Annotated in this window: 19 protein-coding genes and 1 pseudogene; 11 read left to right on the forward strand and 9 right to left on the reverse strand. The window is 56.6% G+C overall.

From position 1 onward, the window contains the following. Positions 1 to 68: 68 nt before the first annotated feature. Both PG900_RS08920 and PG900_RS08925 read right to left on the reverse strand, forming a co-directional pair. Positions 69 to 1,145, reverse strand: coding sequence for an AAA family ATPase (locus PG900_RS08920; RefSeq protein ID WP_270831298.1), 1,077 nt, complete (start codon positions 1,143 to 1,145; stop codon positions 69 to 71). A gap of 209 nt (positions 1,146 to 1,354) precedes the next feature. Further along, complete coding sequence (locus tag PG900_RS08925) at positions 1,355 to 3,454, reverse strand: AAA family ATPase (RefSeq protein ID WP_065017487.1); 2,100 nt, start codon at positions 3,452 to 3,454, stop codon at positions 1,355 to 1,357. Between the two features lie 308 nt (positions 3,455 to 3,762). Here PG900_RS08925 and PG900_RS08930 point away from each other — a divergent pair, with 308 nt between their 5' ends. Continuing rightward, entirely contained in the window at positions 3,763 to 4,203 is a 441-nt protein-coding gene (locus PG900_RS08930) for a DUF4113 domain-containing protein (RefSeq protein WP_270831299.1), read from the forward strand. A 32-nt stretch (positions 4,204 to 4,235) separates the two neighbouring features. Here the strand turns inward: PG900_RS08930 and PG900_RS08935 are convergent, their stop codons facing one another. The 4 genes and pseudogenes from PG900_RS08935 to PG900_RS23060 all read right to left on the reverse strand — a co-directional run. Beyond that, positions 4,236 to 5,264, reverse strand: coding sequence for a Fic family protein (locus tag PG900_RS08935; RefSeq protein ID WP_270831300.1), 1,029 nt, complete (start codon positions 5,262 to 5,264; stop codon positions 4,236 to 4,238). A 122-nt stretch (positions 5,265 to 5,386) separates the two neighbouring features. Continuing rightward, positions 5,387 to 6,055 carry an inovirus Gp2 family protein gene (locus tag PG900_RS08940; RefSeq protein WP_270831301.1) on the reverse strand — a complete coding sequence of 223 codons (669 nt, stop codon included), beginning with the start codon at positions 6,053 to 6,055 and terminating at the stop codon, positions 5,387 to 5,389. Positions 6,056 to 6,431: 376 nt separating this feature from the next. Further along, positions 6,432 to 6,608, reverse strand: coding sequence for a helix-turn-helix transcriptional regulator (locus PG900_RS08945; RefSeq protein WP_082970001.1), 177 nt, complete (start codon positions 6,606 to 6,608; stop codon positions 6,432 to 6,434). Between the two features lie 158 nt (positions 6,609 to 6,766). Then, positions 6,767 to 6,895, reverse strand: a pseudogene (locus PG900_RS23060) (IS630 family transposase); the annotation flags it as partial. 444 nt (positions 6,896 to 7,339) lie between these two features. Between PG900_RS23060 and PG900_RS08950 the strand changes: the two are divergent. Beyond that, entirely contained in the window at positions 7,340 to 8,347 is a 1,008-nt protein-coding gene (locus tag PG900_RS08950; protein ID WP_270831302.1) for a hypothetical protein, read from the forward strand. 9 nt (positions 8,348 to 8,356) lie between these two features. Here PG900_RS08950 and PG900_RS08955 read toward each other — a convergent pair whose 3' ends face one another. Then, complete coding sequence (locus PG900_RS08955; RefSeq protein WP_270831303.1) at positions 8,357 to 9,691, reverse strand: tyrosine-type recombinase/integrase; 1,335 nt, start codon at positions 9,689 to 9,691, stop codon at positions 8,357 to 8,359. Positions 9,692 to 10,117: 426 nt separating this feature from the next. On the opposite strand from PG900_RS08955, the gene PG900_RS08960 reads away from it, so the two are divergent. Next, positions 10,118 to 10,891: a polyphosphate kinase 2 gene (locus PG900_RS08960; RefSeq protein ID WP_270831304.1), complete on the forward strand. Its 774-nt coding sequence runs from the start codon at positions 10,118 to 10,120 to the stop codon at positions 10,889 to 10,891. A 24-nt stretch (positions 10,892 to 10,915) separates the two neighbouring features. Here PG900_RS08960 and PG900_RS08965 read toward each other — a convergent pair whose 3' ends face one another. Beyond that, complete coding sequence (locus PG900_RS08965) at positions 10,916 to 12,556, reverse strand: SulP family inorganic anion transporter (RefSeq protein ID WP_077095312.1); 1,641 nt, start codon at positions 12,554 to 12,556, stop codon at positions 10,916 to 10,918. Positions 12,557 to 12,779: 223 nt separating this feature from the next. On the opposite strand from PG900_RS08965, the gene PG900_RS08970 reads away from it, so the two are divergent. From PG900_RS08970 to PG900_RS08990, 5 genes are all read left to right on the forward strand, one after another. Then, the gene (locus PG900_RS08970) at positions 12,780 to 13,841 is read left to right on the forward strand and encodes a PQQ-dependent sugar dehydrogenase (protein ID WP_270831305.1); all 1,062 of its coding nucleotides are present in this window, start codon (positions 12,780 to 12,782) and stop codon (positions 13,839 to 13,841) included. Between the two features lie 152 nt (positions 13,842 to 13,993). After that, positions 13,994 to 14,890, forward strand: a complete 897-nt coding sequence (locus tag PG900_RS08975) for a DMT family transporter (RefSeq protein WP_270802759.1) — start codon at positions 13,994 to 13,996, stop codon at positions 14,888 to 14,890. Between the two features lie 118 nt (positions 14,891 to 15,008). Then, the gene (locus tag PG900_RS08980) at positions 15,009 to 16,946 is read left to right on the forward strand and encodes a methyl-accepting chemotaxis protein (RefSeq protein WP_270802757.1); all 1,938 of its coding nucleotides are present in this window, start codon (positions 15,009 to 15,011) and stop codon (positions 16,944 to 16,946) included. 507 nt (positions 16,947 to 17,453) lie between these two features. After that, the gene (locus tag PG900_RS08985; RefSeq protein WP_270831306.1) at positions 17,454 to 18,899 is read left to right on the forward strand and encodes an OprD family outer membrane porin; all 1,446 of its coding nucleotides are present in this window, start codon (positions 17,454 to 17,456) and stop codon (positions 18,897 to 18,899) included. A gap of 118 nt (positions 18,900 to 19,017) precedes the next feature. Next, complete coding sequence (locus tag PG900_RS08990) at positions 19,018 to 19,845, forward strand: SDR family oxidoreductase (RefSeq protein ID WP_270831307.1); 828 nt, start codon at positions 19,018 to 19,020, stop codon at positions 19,843 to 19,845. Between the two features lie 144 nt (positions 19,846 to 19,989). Here PG900_RS08990 and PG900_RS08995 read toward each other — a convergent pair whose 3' ends face one another. Continuing rightward, positions 19,990 to 20,322 carry a DUF1904 family protein gene (locus PG900_RS08995; protein ID WP_042065275.1) on the reverse strand — a complete coding sequence of 111 codons (333 nt, stop codon included), beginning with the start codon at positions 20,320 to 20,322 and terminating at the stop codon, positions 19,990 to 19,992. A gap of 87 nt (positions 20,323 to 20,409) precedes the next feature. Here PG900_RS08995 and PG900_RS09000 point away from each other — a divergent pair, with 87 nt between their 5' ends. The 3 genes from PG900_RS09000 to smrA all read left to right on the forward strand — a co-directional run bounded on the left by PG900_RS09000 (position 20,410) and on the right by smrA (position 22,356). Then, a complete protein-coding gene (locus tag PG900_RS09000; protein ID WP_270831308.1) occupies positions 20,410 to 21,303 on the forward strand; it encodes a TraB/GumN family protein in 894 nt (297 codons plus the stop codon). 132 nt (positions 21,304 to 21,435) lie between these two features. Continuing rightward, positions 21,436 to 21,621, forward strand: coding sequence for a DUF3149 domain-containing protein (locus PG900_RS09005; protein WP_442866154.1), 186 nt, complete (start codon positions 21,436 to 21,438; stop codon positions 21,619 to 21,621). Positions 21,622 to 21,774: 153 nt separating this feature from the next. Then, positions 21,775 to 22,356 (forward strand): DNA endonuclease SmrA, encoded by a 582-nt coding sequence (gene smrA / locus PG900_RS09010; protein WP_029301641.1) that lies wholly within the window; start codon positions 21,775 to 21,777, stop codon positions 22,354 to 22,356. The last annotated feature ends 29 nt before the right edge of the window (positions 22,357 to 22,385 follow it).

Genomic DNA, 22,385 nt, shown 5'->3' on the forward strand with positions numbered 1-22,385 from the left:
TCCGAGGAAAGCTGCAATGAACCTAAAAATAGAAGAATTAGCTTATTTAGATGACACTAAATAAACCATTATAAATCAGCTATTGTCAACAGCTGCAACATGGCGTCATCATAGCTTTCAGTTTCAGACAGGCGAATCGCCTGCTTCAATAACATAGACTCAAATAAATTTCTGGCAAGACGGCCATTCGCGAACTTGTCAGTGGAATTTCTGCAGTTTGAAAATTTATCCAGCAATGCCATTTCCAGTTCTTTCTCTAATGAGTAGTCATTTTCTTCGGCCATCACCTTGACTATATTGACTAATTCTTCATCATTATAATCATCGAACTCAATGAAAAAATTGAACCGAGATTTAAGGCCAGGGTTCATATTCAAAAACTGCTCCATTTCTTCTTTATAACCTGCAACAATAATCACAATATCATCACGGTAATTTTCCATAGCAACCATGAGAGTTTCAATTACAACCTTGCCGAAGTCATTTTTTTCGCCCGCTAAAGCATATGCCTCATCAATGAAGAGAACCCCTCCCTTAGCCTCCTCAAGAATTTTGCTGGTAATTTTTTCTGACTTTCCAATATATTCCCCAACAAGATCTGAACGCTTGACTTCTCTGAATCCTCCCTGACTCACCAATCCATAAGCTTTGAATAATCTGCCAATAATCCTAGCTACTGTTGTTTTACCTGTTCCTGGGTTACCAGTGAACACGATATGCCTACCAACTGAAACAGACTCTAGGCCCAACTTTTTTCTTTTCTGTTGAACAGTACTAAATGCAATGAGCTCTTTTATTTTCCCTTTAACACCAACTAAACCGACGATATTATTTAGTTCTTTATGAATGGATGATATTTCATCATGCATGTCATTGGTGGTTTTATTTCCATTAGATGATTCGCCACAAAGATCACAGAGCGATGATATAGATGTCTGCTTGCCCTGATATTTAACATCAAAAAAAGAACACAACGCTTTAATATCAGTAAAGGTTAGCCTATTTAAGGCTTGCGAGAGAGACAACGAAGCGAGCACTCGCTCAATTAATTCATGCTTGTTTCCGGTGCCGGTGAAGCCATTCGCCCTAAGAATAAATTGCAAGTCAGATTTATAGAGTTGCTCTAATATATCGACAGGAACCATATACCTTCCTTATTTGTGAATGTGATTACATAAAAATCGAGATTTATGCATATCTATCCAGCCAGATTGACACACACTACTGCTCGTGGTCTCGTTTTTCAATAACAGTGAAAAAACATTTAAATATCTAAAGATGAACGCTTTGGTTGACATTTTTTCTAATTGAGAGGCAAGCAGGGCGTGCCCACTTGCCCCATGTCAGGGTTGATTTAGCCTTGGCAAACCATCGGGCTGTCCTGCAAAAAGCCTATCGGCCTGGCATTACCACGCTCTCGGCCTGCGATCAGTTTCTTCAGGATCCCCAGAATTTCGGCAGCTCCCAGCTTGCGCCTTTGCAGGCGCTGGCGGCGCTTGAGAACAGCTATATCACCGAGAGTCACGGCCCCCAGACCGAGCAGGGATGAGCCAAGCTCGCGCAAGGTTGCCTTATCGACACAACCCTTAAGGGCGCCATAGAGTTGTGCCGGCAGCAACGGGCAGAGTTCAAGCTGGTAGTCAAAACGCCGGGCAACCGCCGTATCGAGACGGTCGAGGAAGTTGGTCGCCACCACCAGCATGCCATCGAAGCGCTCTATCTGCTGCAACAGCTCGTTGACCTGGCTCGTTTCCCAGGCCTGGTGATGGCTGCGGCGGTCCGTCAACAGGCTATCTACCTCATCTAGGAACAAGATGGCGTTACGATCCCTGGCCTCGGCAAACGCCAGCGCCATCGCCTGTTCGGATTCCCCCACATATTTGTGTAGCAGTTCCGAGCCCAGCCTCTGTACCACCTCGCAGCCAAGCTGCTTGCCCAGGTGGTGAACCAGCGCCGTTTTGCCGGTGCCCGGCAGGCCATGCAGCAAGATACTGCCCTCTCTTGCCTGGCTGAGTGATGCCATCAGCTCGGCGATATCGATATCCTGCTGGAGCTGGCCGTCACGTCCTCGCAGGTTGAGCAAACCTGCGTCAAACTCGCCCTCCATTCGGTAAGCGCAAGCCGCCGCTTTTGTCTCTGATTTCCCCCCTGCCCTTTTGCCAATCGGATTGCCGGAGCACTCATCCGGCTCGATGTTAAATGCACGCTCACGCTGATCCAGCCAGTGCTCAATGGCATCTGCTGCATCCTTGCGCTTGAGCCCGAGACTGTGCATCAGACTGGCCACTCTCTGGATATCGGCCTGTGACAACCAGGTACGCTCAGCCCACTGTGCGATCTGCTGCCGGGTGATCCCCAGACCCCGCACTGCCTTGGTAAACAGACGGATGCGGGTGTCTGGATTGGGAAATTCGAATTGCTGCAACCAGTTGAAGCGGCGCAGACAGGCGGCATCAATACTCGCCACATCATTGGTGGTCCAGATGACCGGGACCGGGTTATCTTCCAGCAATTGGTGGCGTCTGTTTTTGGCGATGGTGCCGCTCATCAGGAGATCGTCCCCCTCATCGACCAGCAACATGCAGGAACCATTGCGCCCAAGCAGGCGCTGGGCCAGCAACAGTTCACTCACCCGGCTCTGCATACCGTTTCGGCGAAAGGTGTTGGCACCCTCTTCACTGCGCAAGGTATAGAGTGTCAGGTTGGCCAGTCCTGCCAGCAGACAGGCAAGCTGCGTCTTGCCGGTGCCCGGTTTTCCCCATAGCAGGGCGTTCCAGCCTGACGGCATCTGCTGATCGAGCATGCCCGCATGCTCGACAAGAGCGCCAAGCTGCATATGGCCGTAATCGTCCAGCGTTAGCTGGCTGGGGGGCATCTCCTCGAGCACATCGGAGATCAACTCAACCGGTTTTTGCAGCGTCTGGGTCAGCAGCTTTTCAGCCAACAGCAGATCCATGTTGATATTCACCCCCAACAAAGAGTCCGCCTCACGATAGAGAAAGGCGACTTCCCCCATCCAGTTGGCACCGCTGAGGTAGTGACGCAGTGCCTCTGGCGAAAAGCCGATCATCGCCGCCAGCAGCGGCAAGCGGCTACCCTGCCTGTCGGCATCACCAGCCTCTTCAATCATCTGCTGCAGACCAGAATGCAAGGTGTAGATAGCGATAAAGCGCAAGAGGGCCAGGCTGAGGGGCGAATTTTCACCGACCTGCCGATCGAGCAACTCGCAGTTGTGCCAGAGACAGGCGGGTTTGGGAGCGGCGGCACGGGTCTTGAGCAACTTCAACAGTGCCTGCCGGCTGGCAAGCTCCTGAGGGCTCAGCTCAAACTCGCCCAGTTGGTGGGGCTCCATCTCGCGCATCTGCAAATACACGGAGGGAATGGTGCGCAACAGTTGCCACAGGTAACCACATGCCACCCCATTGAGGGCCGAACTTTTTTTGATTGCTGTCATGAAATGCCTCTCTCACCAACCGACGCAGCCAGATGACCGTTCGGTTGCCCATTAAATCGCGCCCCAGGGCAATGAACGATACTGAATGTATAAACATGTAGCAAAAACAGGCAGCACCCTCGTTTGCATCGGCAATCGGTGCATTGACCTATTCAGGGAAGCGGGTAACTATCAGGGCCGGTTTCCAGGCTTTATGGGGTGAGCCGAAAGATGGCGATAGAGACGACGCACCCAGTAGCGTGACACCCGCCCCACCTTGGAGCCTGTGACCTCAATCAATGCGGTGAATGCTGGTTGATCGGGTGCGGATGGCGCAAGCGACATTCGTACCCAACAAAGCGTTTTCTTCCGACGGGGCGAGCAGAGCCGAAATAGCGCCTGTCGTCCACGCAAGATGTCATTCAACATGGTCAGTGACCAAAGTTCACATCTACGCGGGTTCATTCGTGCGCAGGCAGCATCCAGCTCTGGCCAACTCGCCACCTGCTGTAACCAGGACGTTTGCAGATGGCTCAGTCGCTTGGCTGAGTCTGGCACTCCCCAAGGGGCAGCAACAGGCCGATCTGTTTGCCCCGTCCTCCGCTCAATCGGACGCGCTGGTGGCAGTGATGGACCAGATAAAAGCCAAGGGATTGGGGCGCGTAGGCTTTGCCAGTCAAGGCACGGGGTCAGCCGAGTGGATGATGCGGCAAGAACACTTGAGCCCCTGTTACACCACCCGCTGGGAGGACCTGCCGGTCGCGAGGTAGTCCTGAGTCAGTGAGCTCCGGAGCTAGATGGTTTACGCCTCAGGATCCAATATCTCCCAACGTCCGTTCTTACGCGGCCCAACAAAACGTAATCTCCCGTCTTTGACCAGCATGGCAACAGCTCTCTCCACTGTACTGGTCGATTTGCCAATCCGCTCTGCGACTTGCTTGAGCGTTATGGTCGGCTCAGCCGTCAGTTCCGCCAAGATGGCATGGGGGGTTTTGACCCGCTTTTCTACCTGCGTTTCAACCTTCATTTCTACCCGCGTTTTCTCCTGATGAGGTGATACTGCTGCAGGTTGAATCGCAATCGCTTGGGCCAGCGCATCGCGCAGTGCTTCCAGTAAAAAGAGGATGAACTCGGTACAATCACTGCGACTATCAGCCTGACTTAGCTGCTGATAGTAGTGATCTTGCCGTACCTTAATGACCGTCTCCACGGGTAAGAATGCCATGACAGGCTGCCAGCGGTTCAAGATCACCGTCTGCCATAAACGTCCCATCCGACCATTTCCATCCGCAAAGGGATGAATAAACTCCAACTCATAATGCAAGGCACAGGAAGCGATCAGCGGATGAGCCTCGGTCTCAGCCAGCCAAGTCAATAGCTGTCCCATCAGACGAGGGACCTGGTTCGCAGGGGGAGCCATATGTACTAACTGCTCGCCTCGATAGATACCTACACCACCGCTACGCCAGTGACCCGCATCATCACAGAGTCCACGCATCAGGAGTCTGTGAGCACCGAGTAGATCATCAGCGGAAGCCGGATCCCAATCAGGCATTGCTTCATAGGCCGCGAACGCATTACGGACTTCTTGGATTTCCCGTGGAAGCCCAAGCACCGTCTTTCCCTCAATCACTGCCGTCACCTGTTCAACACTCAGTGTGTTGTGCTCAATCGCCAAGGAGGCTTGGATAGTGCGGATCCGGTTCTCTCGACGCAGCATCGGCACCTGGGAGCTCTGAGCAAACCGCCACTGCCCCACCAACTCGGCGATCTCCGCCACCCGACTCAACATGGCGTGGGTCAGGGTGAAGGGTGGGGAATAGGCTGCCATGGGTTACTCCAACTGATGCGATAACAAATGAGGGTTAGCTTAACAGATCCGGGAGCAGAAACTCCCGGATCAGATGCCATCTAAAGCTGCAGTAAAAGTCTCTTATCAACACCAATAAGCCTTCAAATGTTACTCCCCCCGAAACAGCGGTAACGTTCTCCGCGCCTCTTAGTCTCGCTTTTAGCAAGATAGGCTGCCCGCACAAGCATCTTCTTGAGTGACTCGGTATCATTCCGCTCAATGAGATACTCAGCATTCTCGGGGAAATGCACCAGTCCCATTCTTTTACAATCTTGCAGATTGATATTTTCATCATACACAGCGCTGTGCCACGCCACTCTTATTTTATTAGCAAGGTTCATTCTTTCAGATTCATAATTCCCTAATTTGTAGTAAGCATCCCTATTCAAAAAAATCATCATGTGATAGTGAGGACAGGGAGCATCGGCTGTTTGCTCCCTAGCCCAAACGTATCTAATCTCAGTCGAATGAACCCTCTTGCCTTCATAACGTCGTTCTGACTCATCGCGATCAATGAGCCATTTAAGCCTTGAAAAGAACGCCTTAAGTATCCTTGAGCCCGATTCAGGCTTTAAGACTAAATACATTCCAACGCCAGTGTGTTGTTCAAAATGAAAATCAACTCGAAAAGCAAACACCCTAGAGTATTGAGTAAAAGCATCATTCATCACAGCAACAATTTTACTCAGGTTATCCTTATCGAAAGTATATCCATTTTTCTGATAGTGGCGTTCAGCCGCCACTCGATATTCATTAAGAGTGTCGAACATATTAAACTCCATAAATAAAAGCATGGCCACATGCTGAGAATGTATGCCTGCATTAAAATTAAGGTAGCAGTTTGCAAGTGTGCACTAGCACACTTTCATTGAAGGTTTGAAACGGTGCTATCAACTTAGCGATATGAGGCGTTATGGATTTCGGTATGTTGATGGTAATAACATCCACATGTTTGTACTGTCGTTCTGCATACTTGAGTACGCAGCTTTACTATTTGTTGATTTGAACCATTTATTTATATATTACTATTGCCGACACTAAAGCATTGAATGTCAAACCAACCAAATAACTCTGCCCCCTGATAGGACAAGACTTCTAGCCTGAGCAACGAGCTAATTCATTTCAATTACTCGTCAGAAATTAGCCCTAACGAAGATTTATTTTTCCTTCAATCCATGACTCTATTTCAGAGCTAACCCAAGCCACAGATCTTGGGCCGACATTAACTGACGCTGGGAATTTCCCGGCCTTCATCTGACGATAAACTGATGCCTTAGACAGTGATGTCATTGCGATGACAGCTTTCAATTTTAGTAGTTTCATGATGAGCTCCTTTGTCGTCCATAAGACGTGGTGCTCGCGTAAAAACATAGCGAAACAGAAAACGTAAATTGATCACATTCTGTTACCCAAGAGAGAATTTAAAAGGCACGGGTCTACATCTCATTAGCAGATCTGAGGCACCAACTTGATGAGCTAAGCTAAACTGTTTCATAGCTATTCCTAGGGAGAGACGACACGGTATACATGAAGAGTTTCACTCGAACCAACAGATTAGCCATTCCTCTACATTGGTTATTACGGGTGATGGCTTCATGTAACTTATGCCATGTATTCAACCTTAGCGCTCCAGATATCATTACCCAACATTCACCAGCTATAGGCATCTCTTTGTGATCTCCTCACAGAGGATCAAGTGACCCAATTAGTGGCATAGACACTCGAGTGCCTAGTGGTTGTATTTTGGCAAGCCTAGTGCGCCTATCATTAGCATCCGATTAAAATCGTGTCGCCCCCTCTATCAGACCTCAGTGATAACCCGAGAGCGCCCATCAACTTGTCCGTTGATAGAGATTTCTGCCATTCCCCCCCAACACCGTAGGCCTTCACTACCTTCAGAAAAGCCCAAGAAAGTAGGCTTATGGTGGACAAAAGTACATAAACAATACCTTTAAAAAGATAAATAAAATGACACAAAGACATTGCAAATCACTCAAGGAAGGGTTAAAAAACAACCATAAAACATCTGAAAACAAAAACAAAATTACTTAGTAATGAGTTTGTTTGGAGCTGATAAGGTTATGCCAACAATATGTGAAAACACTGATTTAGAAATATCGCCCCCCATTTCTTTATCTAAAAGAGAAAGGGAGTTCGCTCTCAGATTATTAAATAAAGACATTTTCTTATCAGTAAGTGATGCGGATATAATTAGCCACCTATCCAATAACAGCAGCATCCTTATAGAGAGAGCTAATTGTGAAATTAATTCTCCCCTTAGAAGTTATGAAGGAAAAGTTGCCCCTCTCCCTCTAGAATTAATAATAAACAGCATTAAACATGAGTGTATAAACGAAACAATTTTCAGTTGGATAGATACAAAAAACGATCGTTTGTGTAATTACGTGTGGGCATACATACGCTCTTTAACTACATACCCCGTTCTGTCGCCTTCGACTATGGATATAGGCGTCAGAATAGATGGTGCATTTGATTTACCCAACACACTGCATATGTATAATATTTTTAATCTTGACCTCTCACCAACCAACAATGCCAGCAAAAAAAATTGTATCATCTCTTTTTTTGACATAATCAACACGACTAATGAACAAAAAATAATAGATATTGCTATTTTAAAAAACAAATGGCAAATCGCAAGTCAAAAAATTGATGTGAAATTGTGGGTAGATAAATGTGATAATGAATGGGCATGGAGTTATTTGTTTGAAAATATAAAAACAGGAAGTAATAGACCTCCAGTATGGTTCATCAATAGGGATAATTCTTCGACAATTCAAGACTGCATTATCACACTTTTTGATCTACTAAATGAAATACCTCCAGCCAGAGAACTGATGCTTAGGAAAATGAAATCGGCTTGGTCACAGAAATATTTTCGAGACAAAAACAATGGAAAAAAATCAGTTAGCGTTGTCTTGCCAGAAAAAATAATTAGCATGTTAGATGAAATTTGCATTAAAACTGACAGAAGAAAAAATGAAGTAATAATTAGATTGATACAAACAGAATATGAACAAATAAAAAAAGGCGGACACTAGTCCGCCTTTTTATTTTACTTTTTTGATGAATTCAATAACATTCCCATGATTATTATTTTTTTGCGGCTCATTTGCTACCTCAAGTTCAACCAATTCGCCCCAGCGTTGCCATAGCATTTTTTTCTTATCGTCATGTCGCGACCGATGATAGGTTCTAACCAACTTATTGAGTGGGATATGATTAAGACATAATTCAATCACTCTCTCTTCTGCATCTAATCTCTCAGCCCAATTTGTTGCAGCACTACGCCGTAAATCATGTACGGTAAATGGTTCCATGTCAGATAAAGAGCGAGAAATAAATCGCCTTAAAGCTCTGGTTATCGAGTCAACTAAAATTGGTTCGATTACGTCACTTTTAGGTCTATCTGATTCAAAAACGAAGTCACCGTTTACATATAGTGCCTGTTCATCAATCAGTGCTTTCGCCTGTCGAGATAAGAATACCGAATGTGGCTTTCCATTCTTAGTATCAGGGATCGTCCAGATATCATCTCTAATATGTGAAAAACGCATATTAGCGACTTCACCTCTACGACATCCGGTCAGTATCAATAGCTTGATCGCATTCGCTGCTGGTAGAGAAATAGTGGCATGGCGAGAAACGCCACGCCCTCCAGCCGCCAAGCTACCACCACTGCCAAGATCCTCATCAATCGCTTTCCATAGCCTGCGCAATTCGGGGACTGTCAGCCATCTCTCTCTTGGCGAACCAGCACTGGCACCAAAATCCTTGGGCCGCAACAGTCTCGCAGGGTTGGCCTCGATAAGGCAGTGAACCACCGCATAATCCAACATCTGGTTCAGCGTTCCCAACCCCTTACGGGTTTCGTCTTTTGTTGCACGCCGAGTTATCTCTAACGCTTGTGCCAGGTGTGCACGAGTCAGATCGATTAAACGAATATTGCCGAGGGTCTTCTTGAGATGACGATTCCAACGATCCTGATGACATTGGAGGGTCTTGGGTTTGACGACCTGAGCAATACGTTGTGCATCGAGCCATCGCCCAAGTAACTCATCCATCGTCAGGGCGGTTTCATTTTTAGCCTTTTCACTAGCAACATGCTTGCGTGGATCTATCCCTTTCTTTACTAAGGCAGCCAGCTCTGCATGCTCAAGCCTGGCTCGCGCCAACGACAACGCCGGGTAATTACCCAGAACAACTGTCGCCTGAGTACCAGCAATCCGATAACGATAGACAAACCGCTTGCTTTTCCCTGCCCTAACCTCAATAGCTAATCCACCGCCATGGGGAGATTTCACCGCATAGCGGGTAATCGAAGCCTCCCCTTGCAAAATCAATGAGGGGATCTCTCGATCCTGCGTTACCGGTTTTCTTGCCATAGCATTCTCTCCCCCCTGTTTGGGGTACCACTTGGGGTACCACAGCAAACATGATATAGGGTGAGACTTCATGAAACTAGCTGAAACCCACAACAAGAAAAATAAACATTAAAAACAATAGGTTGCCATCATAAATTCAACTTTATAAAACCTTCTGAAACACTACCTACCTTGGCTCCTAAGGGACAGGCCACTGGTTCGACTCCAGTCGGGAGCGCCATATAAAACAAGGGGTTGGTATCATCATGATACCAACCCCTTGCTCGTTTCAGGCCAAGGCCGCCTTTCCCCTACGCCCTGCGTCAGATGATGGCCTCCCTTTGTCTTCTCTATCCCCATGCCCGAAAAACCCTCATCTACGCTTGAAATGCGCCGTCCGGGATGACGGTCGCACTCTAATCCGTTTGGGACAAAAAGAAGGGCATCATGGGTAACAACAAAAAAAGCAAAATAGAACAGCCGGCCGTGGCCGACGCACAGCAGCCCCTTGGCAACAAGGCATACGAGAAGGAGTTGCGTCGCCTGCACGTGGAGCTGGTGAAACTGCAACAGTGGGTGGTGCACAAGGGGCTCAAGGTCTGCATCGTGTTCGAGGGGCGCGACGGCGCTGGCAAGGGGGGCACCATCAAGGCGATCACCGAGCGGGAGAAGAGCCAGCTCTACTTCCCACGCTATATCCCGCATCTGCCCGCAGCAGGCGAAATCGTCATCTTCGATCGCAGCTGGTACAACCGGGCCGGCGTGGAGCGCGTCATGGGCTTTTGCAGTGAGGAGGCGAGCGACAAGTTTCTGGCCGGGGTTCCCATGGTGGAGCAGGCCATGGTCGACTCCGGCATCATTTTGCTGAAGTACTGGCTGGAGGTAACCCCCGACGAGCAGGAGCGGCGACTGCGGGATCGCATCGACGATGGCCGCAAGATCTGGAAGCTCTCCCCCATGGACATCAAATCATTCGATCGCTGGGATGACTACACCCGGGCACGGGACGCCATGTTCACCGCCACCGACACCGCCTGGGCCCCCTGGTTCGTGGCCCGCTCCGAGGACAAGAAGAAGGTGCGGCTCAACATCATCTCCCACCTGCTGGCCCACGTTCCCTATCAGGATCTCCCGGCCGAGCCCATCAAGCTGCCCAAACGCAAGATAGGCAAGGTCAAACCCTCTGAGCACCCGTTCCGCTTTATCCCGGAACCCTTCTAGACAGCGGCAGGGGTGAGTCTGTGCTCACCCCTGATTCTGCTGGTATTGACGGATGGCGGCCCTGGCATTGAACAGCATGCGGCTCTCCCCCAGCTGGGCAGCCAAGCCACTGCGGCGCACATTCTCGAGCACCCCGGGATTGAGTCCGGCCAGCCAGAGCGTAACCCCCTTGGATCTGGCCAGCTGCTCCCCTTCCATCAGCATCATCAAAGCCGAATACTCCACATCCTGTACCCGGCTCATATCGAGCACCACCACCCGGGGTTGATGGCGCGCGATCAATTCGCGCATCCCGGCCGCCACATGCTGCACATTGATGAAGAAGAGGCGCCCCTCCGGTCGCAGGATCAGCAGGCCCGGAATGGTCTCGTCATCCGGGTGGCGGGCCGCCAGCGGGCGCAGCACATCCTCACCGGGCTTGCGGCCAATCACATGGAGCGGCGGCTGCGCCGTCTGGCTGGCCAGCCCCAGCAAGGAGGCCAGGATCGCCACCACTATGCCTTCCAGGGTACCGAACAGCAGCACCCCCAGGCAGGCAATGACGGCCCAGCGAAACTCCATCATCCGGATCTGCCCTATCTTGCGAAACTCTCCCGGCTGAATGAGCCCCACCGAATAGACGATGACCACCACCGCCAAAGTGGCGCTCGGCAGCCAGGAGAGCAGCGGAGCGAGAAAAATCATGGTCGCCAGCGCCATCACGGCGGTGACCACGGAAGCCCGCTGGCTCATGCCGCCGACGGAACGTACCACTGCCGTCTGGGAGGTGCCGCCCCCTGCCGGCATGCTGCCACACAGGGAGCCTCCCAGGTTGGCCAACCCGGTGGCCACCAGCTCGCGGTTCGGGTTGATCTCGGGCTCTTCCTTCCCGACGAAGGCCCGGCCGGCGGCGATGGTCTCGGTGAAACTCATCAGCGCAATGCCCGCCGCCCCCGGCAACAGCTGCAGTACCAGGGTCAAGTCCGGCATGGTCACACTGGGCAGGCCGGTGGGAATGGCGCCGACAATGGCAACCCCAGCCTCGTTCAGACCCCAGCCCCATACCAGCGCTATGCCGAGACTCACCCCCAGCAGGGGTGCGGGCGAATGGGGAAAACGCCACTCCATGACCACCAGCACCACCAGGGTAACGAGGGCGACACCCAGCGTCAGCCAGGAGGTATGGGGCAGAGCCTGTCCCAGATGGTAGAGATCCAGAAAGAAGTTCTCCTTCTGGATATGTACCCCGAACAACTTGGGCAACTGATCGAGGATGATGACCAGCCCTATGCCGCTCTTGAACCCCACCAGCACCGGTAGCGAGATGAAGTTGGCCACAAAACCTAGCCGCAGCACAGCCGCCAGCAGCAGCATGGCGCCGACCAGCAGGGTCAGGGTGGCCGTCACCGTGATCAACCTGCCGGGATCGCCATCCGGCACCACCAGCCCGAGCTGGGTAGCGGTCAGGATCGCCAGGGTGCTGGTGGAGCTGACGCTGAGCACCCGGGAGGAGCCCAGCAGCGCGTAGATCAGCATGGGCACGAACGCAGTGTAAAGACCGATCGCCACCGGCAGCCCGGCCACTGTGGCGTAGGCCATGGCCTTGGGCAGCACCACCGCCGCCGCGGTGATGCCGGCCAGCAAATCGGGAAGAAGGCGCCTGGGCGCCGATGCGAATGATGACATGTGACTCCTCCATGCTCCCTGGGAGAGCGAATTGCCGCGGTGCGCCGACCTGGACTGTGGTTTGCCAACCCTGCCAATGCTGCGCAGACAGCATGAAGTGTATGCACACCGATGACGCAGCAGCTTGTTGTGCCTCAGGTTTTTCTTGCCCCTATACTTCAGCGGCGTTTTGGCGACGCACCGACCCGATTTGGACACAGGCCCGATTTGAGAGAGGGACACCATGTTGCGACTGCTCACCCTGCTGCTGATCTGTCTGGTAACTCCGCTGCGGGCTCTGACCCTGACCCCGCTGGCAGAGGGGCTGAGCCACCCCTGGGGGCTGGTTATCCTGCCCGATGGCGAATGGCTAGTCGGCGAGCGGCCCGGCCGGCTGCTGCGCATAGACGCAACTGGCGAACACCACTCCATCCGGGGACTGCCGGCAATTGCCGCTACAGGTCAGGGTGGCCTGCTCGATCTCGCCCTGGATGACGATGGCTGGGTTTATCTCAGCTACAGCGAGCCAGGCAACGGCGGGGCCGGAACCGCCGTGGGCCGGGCCCGGCTGCAAAAGGATGTGCTCGTCGACTGGCAACGGCTGTTTAGTCAGCAGCCCAAGGTCGCCGGGGGCGCTCACTTCGGATCGAGGCTGCTGCTGACGGAGGATGGCTACCTCTTCATCACCCTGGGTGATCGCTTCAGCGAGCGGGAGCAGGCCCAGTCCCTCGACAACCACCTCGGCAAGACGGTACGCCTGCACAAGGATGGCCGGATCCCCGCCGACAACCCCTTCGTCAAGACACCCGGCGCCCTACCGGAGATCTGGAGCCTGGGTCATCGCAACATGCAGGGGGCCGCCCTGCGCCCCGGCAGCCAGCAGTTCTGGGCCCACGAGCACGGCCCCCAGGGCGGGGACGAGGTCAATCTCATCCTGCCCGGTGACAACTATGGCTGGCCTAAGGTGACCTTCGGCGAGGAGTATGGCGGCGGCAAGATCGGTTCTGGCAGCGAGGCCCCCGGGATGACGCCCCCCAAGTGGGTCTGGGTGCCCTCCATCGCCCCATCAGGCATGATCTTCTATCAGGGCGAGCTGTTTCGAGGCTGGCAGGGCAATCTGCTGATCGGCGCCCTGCGTGGCCAGGCTCTGGTACGACTGCAGCTGGCGGGGGACAAGATCATCGGTGAAGAGCGGCTGCTCACCGAGCTGGGAGAGCGGATCCGCACCATCAAGGAAGGACCCGACGGCGCGCTTTATCTGCTGACGGACTCAGGTCAGAGACGCCTGCTCAAACTGAGTCCCTGATGACCATGGCGGTCCGCAATCTTGCAATACTCCGTGGCGTGAGAACAGGCATCCCCGCCACCGGTAAATGAAGGGCAACACTTTATGCCCAGGGAGGGCCGGTCTGCTAGACTGGCCCTCTTTTTGTTCATTCATCTGCAAAGGAGTGTTGGATGTCTGCTGCTTCGTGGTGGGACAAGTCCACCGGGCTGGCGCTGCTGACCATAGTGCTGTGGGCCTCGCTGGCGGCGCTCACCTCCCGGGTGACCAGCGTGTCGCCGCTGGTGCTGGTGGGGCTGGTGCTGTTTTTCTGCGGGGCGGGTGCCCTGCCGTTCTGGCGTCAGTGGCGGGCTCGTCCGGTCAACTGGCTGGTGACCATCAGCGCCCTGCTGCTCTACCACCTGCTGCTGTTCATGAGCTTTCGCCACGCCCCCGTGCTGGAGGCGAACCTCATCAACTACCTGTGGCCATTGTGCATCATCTTGTTCACCCCATTGCTGCTGCCCGGTCACCCGCTGCACGGCCGTCATCTGCTGGCCGGCGCCCTGGGTCTAGCCGGCTCGGTGCTGGTGATGGTGAACGGCGAGCTGCAGCTGCAACAGGCCTATCTGCCGGGCTATCTGCTGGCGCTGGGGGCCGCCATCGTCTGGGGCGCCTACTCGGTGCTCTCGCGCCGGCTGCCGCCGGCCCCGGCGGTAATGACGGCGGCGGCCTGCCTGCCCGCCGGGCTGCTGGCGCTGCTGCTGGCCTGGCTGCTGGAGGGACCGCTGCCGGTGGCCCGCATCCCGGCCGGTGACTGGGGCCTCATCATCGGGCTGGCGCTCGGCCCCATGGGGGCGGCTTTCGTCACCTGGTATCTGGCGCTGCGAGACGGGGATCCACGCCGGATCGGGGCACTGGCCTATCTGACGCCGCTGCTGAGCACGCTGCTGCTGGTGCTGCTCAATGGCGAGCAGCTGACCCCCCGTCACCTGCTGGCCGGCGCTCTCATCATGGGGGGCGCCCTGCTCGGCATGCTGGGCAAGCCCCCTGCCCGCCAGCAGCAGGAAGCCCCCGCACCGCAGTCGTAAGCCAGTCCCCCTCGACAGTCAGCCCGGCCGCCGGGCTGACTGTCATAAAAGCGCCATCTCTGCTGCTTAAGCTCACGCCGACGCCCATCGCCGTGGTTCAACAAGCAGGAATGCTGCCGTGAAAATTGCCCATTATGCTTCCCTCTCTTCCCTCGCTCTGCTGCTGGTCGCCGCCGTGCAGGCCGGTGCCCTCTGGCACGGCTGGCAACAGCTGAACCAGGCCGAGCAGGCCCAGCACCAGCACGAACGGCTGCAGCAGCAGCTCACCGGCACCCTGCAGGGCACCTTGCGCGACTACCTCGCCAGCGGCGATCCGCTGCGGCTGACCGAGGCCGAAGCGGTGCGCAAGCAGGCGCTTGCCCAGCTCACCCAGCAGGGTGTGGCGCTCACGGCCCCGCTGCGCACCCTGCTTGAGCAGATGGGAGCGCGCATCGACAGCGACTATCTGGCGGCCGGCAAGCTCTCCGGCAACAGCCAGTGGCTGCTGCAAAATGCCGAGAACGAGCTGACCGATCAGGCCAGGGCGCTGCTGCGTTACGGCCAGCAAGGGGCGACGGGGAGCGACCCGGCCAGCGCCGAGCGCTATCGTCAGCTGGCCGGCGACCTGCTGGCGGCCCTGCCGGGGCTCGCTCACCTGCGCCAGAACTACATGGAGCAGGCCAGCCCCAAGCTGCTGGAAGGGTTGCAGTTCGAGCTGGCAGCACTGCAAAAACAGGCTGAGCAGCTGGCAGCCCTGCCGCCGCTCGGTCTGTTCGAGGCGCACCCCGCCGACGAATTCACCCTGGGGGAACCGGAGCGCAAGGAGCTCGGGGATCTGCCCAAAGCCGAGCTGCTCTCGCTGCTCAAGCGCTACCCGCAGGAGCTGGAGAACAGCCGCAAGGCGCTGCAACAGCAGCAGGCGGGCCGTCTCGCGGTGCAACAAGACATAGGCCAGATGCTGCAGGCCACCGGCCAGATGGGCAGCGAACTGGCCGCCGCCCGCCAGGCGGTCAACCAGCGGCTGGCCGCCATCCTCGGCAGTCTGGCGCTCTGTCTGGTGCTGGTCGCCCTGCTGTTTGCGCTGGTGCAGCGCAGCTGGCTGGTCAGGCCGCTGCTGCGCCTGCGCACGGCCTTCCTGCAGCTCGACGAGACTGGGCAGGCCGAGACCCTGCCAGAGGGACGCGAGCGCAACGAGCTGGCCGACATCGTCGCCAGCTACAACCGCCTCATCCTGCGGCTGCAGCAGGATCAGCAGCAGAAAGAGGGCCAGCTGTCGGCGGTGTCGCAAAGTCTGCAGGGGATGGTCAACCAGGTGCAGGAGATCCATCACAGCACCCGCACCACGGAGCAGGCGGTGGACGAGAGCGATCTGATGATGAACGAGCTGAACCAGCTGGCCGGCGAGGTGCATCAGGTGGCCGCCGAGATAGCGCAGCACGCCCAGCACAACGAGCACTCCATGAGCCAGAGCGAGCAGCTGGTGGGCGGCATGTTGCAGGCCACCGCCCAGACCGGGCTCGCCATCGACGAGAGTGGCGGCGCCCTGGCCCAGCTCAAGCGCTCGGTGGAAGATGTGACCGCCATCGTCGACGTGATCGGCCATATCTCCCAGCAGACCAACCTGCTGGCGCTCAATGCGGCCATCGAGGCGGCCCGGGCGGGCGAGCAGGGGCGCGGCTTTGCGGTGGTGGCCGACGAGGTGCGCCACCTCTCCGCCGATACCCAGCGCTCCCTCGGCCAGATCACCGAAATCCTGACCAGGCTGACCCAGGCGGGGGAGCAGCTCGGTACCGTGCTGGCGCGCATCACCGCAGAAGCCGCCGCCCAGCGCCAGCAGGCGGAGCAGCTGCGCCAGACCACCCAGGCGGTGCGGGAGATGGCGCGCAGCACGGCGGTCATCGCCCTGCAGGGGGCCGACAATGCCAAGAGCCAGGAGCACAAGCTGGCCAGTTTTGCCGATCTCATCGGCCGCATCAGCCAGCACGCCCGCCAGGGCAGCCGCCTCTCGGTGCAGGTGTCGGAGCACATCCACCACCAGGCCAGCCAGATCCCGCGCATCCTCGGTCATCAGGCCTGAGCCGTGCCGGTTTAGCCGGCGTCCCCTACCCGGCCCCTGCCATCGCGCAGGGGTTTATCTTTTTTTGTGGCACAAAATTATCTGTTATCCGCTGGTTAACGAAGAAAGATCCCTCTGCACAGTGCGATCCGTCCGGATCGGCCGGCAATTTCATCTGAAAACGTTGTCATCACCGATATCAGCGGGCTGGGAGTGTCCACAGCGAGCGTCATGATTATTTGCACTCGGTCATATTTTTGAAACTTGGTGGGAACTTTCCATTGATATTTCGCACCGCGAACGTACTCTTGGATTGTCCGATAGCCAAGGATCGGAACACAAAAAAACAAAATATGTGATGAACAGAACTGCACCACCGCAGATGTGCCAAGACGTCGCGGCCGCAGCCGACATACTCAAACTTTTTGCCCTTCGGGGTCTTGATTGCAATGCCAATACCGAGCGGCGGGCGCTTGCCTGACTGCCGGACAAAAAAAGCTAAGTCCATAAAATCAGGAGCAATACAAAATGGATAAAGTGATCTTCAAACGTGCCGCATTGAGCGCAGCCATCGTTGCTGCCATGCTCGCCCCCGGTATGGTGTTGGCTGCCGACGAAGCCGGCCCCACCTATGCAGCCGCCGCCAGCAAATTCTATGAAGAAGGCAAACTCAACGGTGGCCTCTTCTACTTCCAGCGTGACCGTCAGCGTATCGATGGCGACCCCACTGCCAAGAACAAAGAAGGCAAGTACCAGTCCAACCTGAGCCACGCCACCACCCAGGCCTCCCTGAACTTCAACTCCGGCTACGCCTGGGACGTGGTGGGTATCGATGTGGGCGGTTTCGGTGCCTATGACCTGGCCGTGACCGAAAACCACCCGGTCAACCAGGAGAATGAATTCTCCTTCGCCGGCAACAAATGGGGCGAAAACTACAAGGACGGCTCCCCGGAAGGTGGCTTCAGCCTGGCCAACGCCTCGCTGAAATTCAAGGCGCTGGACGGTGCCCTCACCGCCAAGGGTGGTCTGACCCAGCTCTACGTACCGGGCGTGATCGGTGTGAACTGGTCCTATCAGCCGGGTACCTACCGTGGTGGCCAGATCGAGGGTAACTTCGGTGGCCTCTACCTGACCTACGCCATCGCCGACGAGTACAAATCTCCCTGGTACAAAGAGACCCAGAAGTTCTCCCGTGCCAAAGCATGGATGGATCCGTTCGCCGATGAAAACGTCATCGACTACATCCAGGGTGTCGCCGCCCGTTACACCTTCGAGAACGGTACCGCCATCACCGGTTCCTACGGTAACTCCGAAAACTACATGGACAGCTACCACTTCAAGCTGGCCCATAAATTCGACGTGCTGAACGGCCTCTCCACCAGCTACCAGTTCTACGGTTCCGACACCAAGACCTATCAGAAGGGTGGTGCCGACATCGAGACTTACGATGGCCTGGCATGGCAGCAAGCGCTGACCGCCGCCTGGGGCATGGGCCCGTACGGCTTCCGTCTGGAAGGTCTGTGGACCAAGGCCGAGGGTAACGAAGGCAACTACCTGCCCCGTCTGACCCGTGGCTACGGCAACTCCCAGGGCGCGAACGAAATCTGGTGGGACTCCCGCTCCGACTGGAACGCCAACAACGAGAAAGCGCTGTACTTCGGCGTGACCCGTTCCCTGGATGACCTGGTGGGTGCACCTGGCTGGTCCGTCGGTGTCTCCGGTGCCTACGGCTGGGATATCCAGAAAGGCGACGGCACCAAGGCCACCAACGGTGAAGATACCGAATGGGCAGCCAACTTCGACGTCATGTACACAGTGCAGGATGGCAAGCTGAAGGGCACCCTGTTCAAGCTGCACTACACCGATTACAACAACGACATCAGCCAGAGCGGCGGTTGGACCGAATACCCCAACATCTTCGCCTCCGAGAAAGACGTCAAGTTCCACATCATCATGCCGTTCACCATCCTGTAAGCAGGTGGTTGAAGTTAGCAAACCGGGCCGATTGGCCCGGTTTTCTTTTTTCTGATCAGCGGGTTAACATGCAAAGCCGCAGGCGCTTCTGCCTGCCTCGTCACACAAGGATGCGCCCATGTCCCGCTTCGTTCTGATCACCGGCTGCTCCAGCGGCATCGGCCTGGCTGCCGCCAAGGCGCTCGGCCAGCACGGCTACACCGTCATCGCCTCCGCCCGCAAGGCCGAGGACGTGGCGCAGCTGCGCCAGCTGGGTTTGCTGGCGGTCGAGCTGGATCTGGCCAACGAGGCCAGCATAGAGCGGGGCGCGGCCGAGGCGCAGGCACTGGCTGGCGGCCGCCTCTATGGCCTGTTCAACAACGGCGCCTACGGCCAGCCCGGCGCGCTGGAGGATTTGCCCACCCAGGCGCTGCGCGAGCAGTTCGACACCAACCTGTTCGGCTGGCACCACCTCATTCGCCAGCTGCTGCCGGCCATGCTGGCGGCCGGCGAGGGGCGCATCGTGCAGAACAGCTCGGTGCTGGGGCTGGTGGCCATGAAGTATCGCGGCGCCTACAACGCCAGCAAGTTCGCGCTGGAAGGGTATACCGATACCCTGCGCCAGGAGCTGGCCGGCAGCGGCGTGCAGATCAGCCTGATCGAACCAGGCCCCATCGACACCCGCTTTCGGGCCAATGCCCGCGCCGCCTTCCTGCGCCACATAGAGCCCGCCGCCAGCCGCCATCAGGCCGCCTACCAGCAGACCCTGAGCCGGCTGGAGCGTGAAGGGGGTGCCCGTGGCTTTACCCTGCCAAGCGAGGCCTGCATTGCACCGCTGCTGCACGCACTCGGCAGCCCGCGCCCCAAACACCGCTACCCGATCACCTTCCCGACCCGGCTGTTCGGGGTGCTGCGCCGCCTGTTGCCAAGCCGCCTGCTCGACCGGATCCTCGCCAAGTCGGCCTGACGGCGACAGCTTCGTCACCCGACACACCCGCAAGCAGCCTGCAGCCAGGGGCGACGACGAGCGTCGTCGCCTCTCGTCTCATCCCCACCAACCGGCGCCAGAGTGGCTTGAATCAGCCAAGCCGCCATCCCTGGCAGTCCCCGCTCAGTAGTGCTGGCCGTTGCTGTAATAGCAGCTCTTGACGATGGGCAGCACCTGCACCACCACATAGGTCTGCTCCCCCAGCACCGCTTTCAGGTGGCGGGTGATCAGCGCCGCAGCCGCGTCCTGCAGCTCCTGCGGGCGTTCGAACCAGACCAGCTCGACGAACGGAAAGCCGGCCTCGACCTCCCCCTCGCGTACCCAGTGGCTGTCGATGCTCTCCAGGGTGACGAACTCCGGTTTGCCCCCGGTGAGGGCACAGAGATCCGCCAGCAGGGGGGAGCTTATCTGCTTGAGGGTGTCGACGGAGACGGCCCGAAAACGAAGGTGGGGCATGGGAAAACCTCTTGGCTGTGACAAATGAGGACTTATCATAGGGGTTATTGTGACGAAGAGAAGCCATCCGCTGACATAAGGTGCCCCATGAGACTTCATCGCCTGCTGCTCCCCTTCCTGCTCTGCCTGCTGCTGCCGCTGAGCGCCTTTGCCGACCCCGCCTTCTATAAGGTCAGCAAGGGCGATCAGCAGCACTGGCTGCTGGGCTCCATCCACGCGGGCAAGCCCTCGCTCTATCCGCTGCCCGATCCCATCGAGCGAGCCTGGCTGCAGAGCCGCGCCCTGGTGCTGGAGGTCGACCTGACCCACATCAGCCAGCAGCAGTGGCAGGAGATGGGGGCAATCACCCGGCTGGTGGACGGCAAGACCCTCAAGGAGCACGTGCCGCTCGATCTCTACCGGCGCACCATTATCGCCGCCGGCCAGAACGGCCTGACCGAGAACATGCTGGCCCCGCTGCGCCCCTGGTTCGCCGCCATCACCCTCACCCAGGCGGCGCTGGAGCGCACCGACTTCAGCAGCGCGCTCGGGGTGGATCAGCACTTCGCCAAGCAGGCCGGCGACAGCGGCAAGCCCATCATCGGCTTCGAGACCCTGCTCGAGCAGCTCGGCTACCTCGCCAGCGTCGGTGACAACCAGACCCTGATGCTGGAGAGCACCCTGGACGAGCTGCCCGAACTCGAGCGCGGCTTTCGCGAGGTGATGAAGGCGTGGGAAGAGGGGGACGAGGCGACCCTCATCAACCTGCTCAAATCGGAGATGGCACCGCCCAAACTGCAGACCTGGCTGGAGCAGACCCTGCTGGCGGAGCGCAACCACAACTGGCTGAAGAAATGGTCCACCCTGCCGAACGAGAGCTTCATCGTGGTAGGGGCGCTGCATCTTTACGGCGACCAGGGCTTGCTCGCGTTGCTGGAGCAGCAGGGCTGGCGCATCACCCCGCTCACCGAGCCGGGTCCGCGCAAGCAGGCCCGCCAATAAGGCGCAGACGGGGCCACATAGGCCCCGTCAGGGTCTTTATATGGGAGGGCGCTCACAGATCCGGCTGCCGATTTAATAACCACAGAAGGACTTGATCGAGATCATCTCTTTGCTCCCAAAGAGGTATCTATCATGCCTGTCATCAATGGGATGACTGGAGTGCATGAGATGGAATTTTGGATGAACCTGATGTTCGGCAACGGCGTGGGACTGATGTCCATGTTGGTGATTATCGGTACCTTCCTGCTGATCAGTTCCTACGCGGCCTATTTCATCTACAAGGTGATGAACGCCAAGCCGCCGAAAGAGGGCCAATAAGCCTGCGTCAGGCGATCCCTGGTCGCCTGATCCCGCTCTCGCCTCCCCTTTGCTCACGGGCTGAGCAACCCGGCGCCACCAGCGCGCCCGCCACTTTCAGATCCGCCCCCGCCCGCTATAATGGCCGCTCATTCCACCTGCGGGGAGCCTGCCGTGTCTCATAACGACGAACTCTCACTGTTTCGCAATGAAGTGGCCGACGTGCGCCCCATTCGCAACGACCATATCCGCCTCCAGACGGCGGGCAGCAGCCCGACCGACGCCCAGCTCGCGCGGCGCCAGGCCGCCACCGCCGAACAACTCGCCCTGGATCACCTCAGCATGGAAGCGGTCGAGATGCTCGACCCCCACGCCATCGTCGGCTTCAAGCGCGACGGGGTGCAGGAGGGGGTCTACAAGAAGCTGCGACTCGGCAAATACGAGCTGCAGGCGAGCCTGGACCTGCACCAGAAGACCCTGAACGAAGCGCGCCAGAGCCTGGTGCAGTTCATTGCGGATTGCGAACTACGCGACATCCGCTGCCTGCTGATCCTGCACGGGAAGGGAGAGCGCAGCACGCCGCGCGCCCTGCTCAAAAGCTATGTCAGCGCCTGGCTGCCGCAACTGCCGGCGGTGATGGCCATGCACAGCGCCGAGCGTCGTCACGGCGGCGGCGGGGCTCTCTACGTGCTGCTGCGCAAAAGCGAGCGCAAGAAGGCAGAGAACCGCGAACGCCATCAGAAACGGCTCGGCTGAGCAGCGACTCGCACCGACCGGTGAGCGGT

Source organism: Aeromonas sp. QDB03 (genome assembly GCF_027707985.1).
Lineage (GTDB): Bacteria > Pseudomonadota > Gammaproteobacteria > Enterobacterales > Aeromonadaceae > Aeromonas > Aeromonas hydrophila.

What these genes read in the sequence shown, in the direction of transcription:
- PG900_RS08920 (WP_270831298.1), bottom strand. Translation starts at nt 1,145, where the DNA reads ATGGTTCCTGTCGATATATTAGAGCAACTCTATAAATCTGACTTGCAA.
- PG900_RS08925 (WP_065017487.1), bottom strand. Translation starts at nt 3,454, where the DNA reads ATGACAGCAATCAAAAAAAGTTCGGCCCTCAATGGGGTGGCATGTGGT.
- PG900_RS08930 (WP_270831299.1), top strand. Translation starts at nt 3,763, where the DNA reads ATGGCGCAAGCGACATTCGTACCCAACAAAGCGTTTTCTTCCGACGGG.
- PG900_RS08935 (WP_270831300.1), bottom strand. Translation starts at nt 5,264, where the DNA reads ATGGCAGCCTATTCCCCACCCTTCACCCTGACCCACGCCATGTTGAGT.
- PG900_RS08940 (WP_270831301.1), bottom strand. Translation starts at nt 6,055, where the DNA reads ATGTTCGACACTCTTAATGAATATCGAGTGGCGGCTGAACGCCACTAT.
- PG900_RS08945 (WP_082970001.1), bottom strand. Translation starts at nt 6,608, where the DNA reads ATGAAACTACTAAAATTGAAAGCTGTCATCGCAATGACATCACTGTCT.
- PG900_RS08950 (WP_270831302.1), top strand. Translation starts at nt 7,340, where the DNA reads ATGAGTTTGTTTGGAGCTGATAAGGTTATGCCAACAATATGTGAAAAC.
- PG900_RS08955 (WP_270831303.1), bottom strand. Translation starts at nt 9,691, where the DNA reads ATGGCAAGAAAACCGGTAACGCAGGATCGAGAGATCCCCTCATTGATT.
- PG900_RS08960 (WP_270831304.1), top strand. Translation starts at nt 10,118, where the DNA reads ATGGGTAACAACAAAAAAAGCAAAATAGAACAGCCGGCCGTGGCCGAC.
- PG900_RS08965 (WP_077095312.1), bottom strand. Translation starts at nt 12,556, where the DNA reads ATGTCATCATTCGCATCGGCGCCCAGGCGCCTTCTTCCCGATTTGCTG.
- PG900_RS08970 (WP_270831305.1), top strand. Translation starts at nt 12,780, where the DNA reads ATGTTGCGACTGCTCACCCTGCTGCTGATCTGTCTGGTAACTCCGCTG.
- PG900_RS08975 (WP_270802759.1), top strand. Translation starts at nt 13,994, where the DNA reads ATGTCTGCTGCTTCGTGGTGGGACAAGTCCACCGGGCTGGCGCTGCTG.
- PG900_RS08985 (WP_270831306.1), top strand. Translation starts at nt 17,454, where the DNA reads ATGGATAAAGTGATCTTCAAACGTGCCGCATTGAGCGCAGCCATCGTT.
- PG900_RS08990 (WP_270831307.1), top strand. Translation starts at nt 19,018, where the DNA reads ATGTCCCGCTTCGTTCTGATCACCGGCTGCTCCAGCGGCATCGGCCTG.
- PG900_RS08995 (WP_042065275.1), bottom strand. Translation starts at nt 20,322, where the DNA reads ATGCCCCACCTTCGTTTTCGGGCCGTCTCCGTCGACACCCTCAAGCAG.
- PG900_RS09000 (WP_270831308.1), top strand. Translation starts at nt 20,410, where the DNA reads ATGAGACTTCATCGCCTGCTGCTCCCCTTCCTGCTCTGCCTGCTGCTG.
- PG900_RS09005 (WP_442866154.1), top strand. Translation starts at nt 21,436, where the DNA reads ATGCCTGTCATCAATGGGATGACTGGAGTGCATGAGATGGAATTTTGG.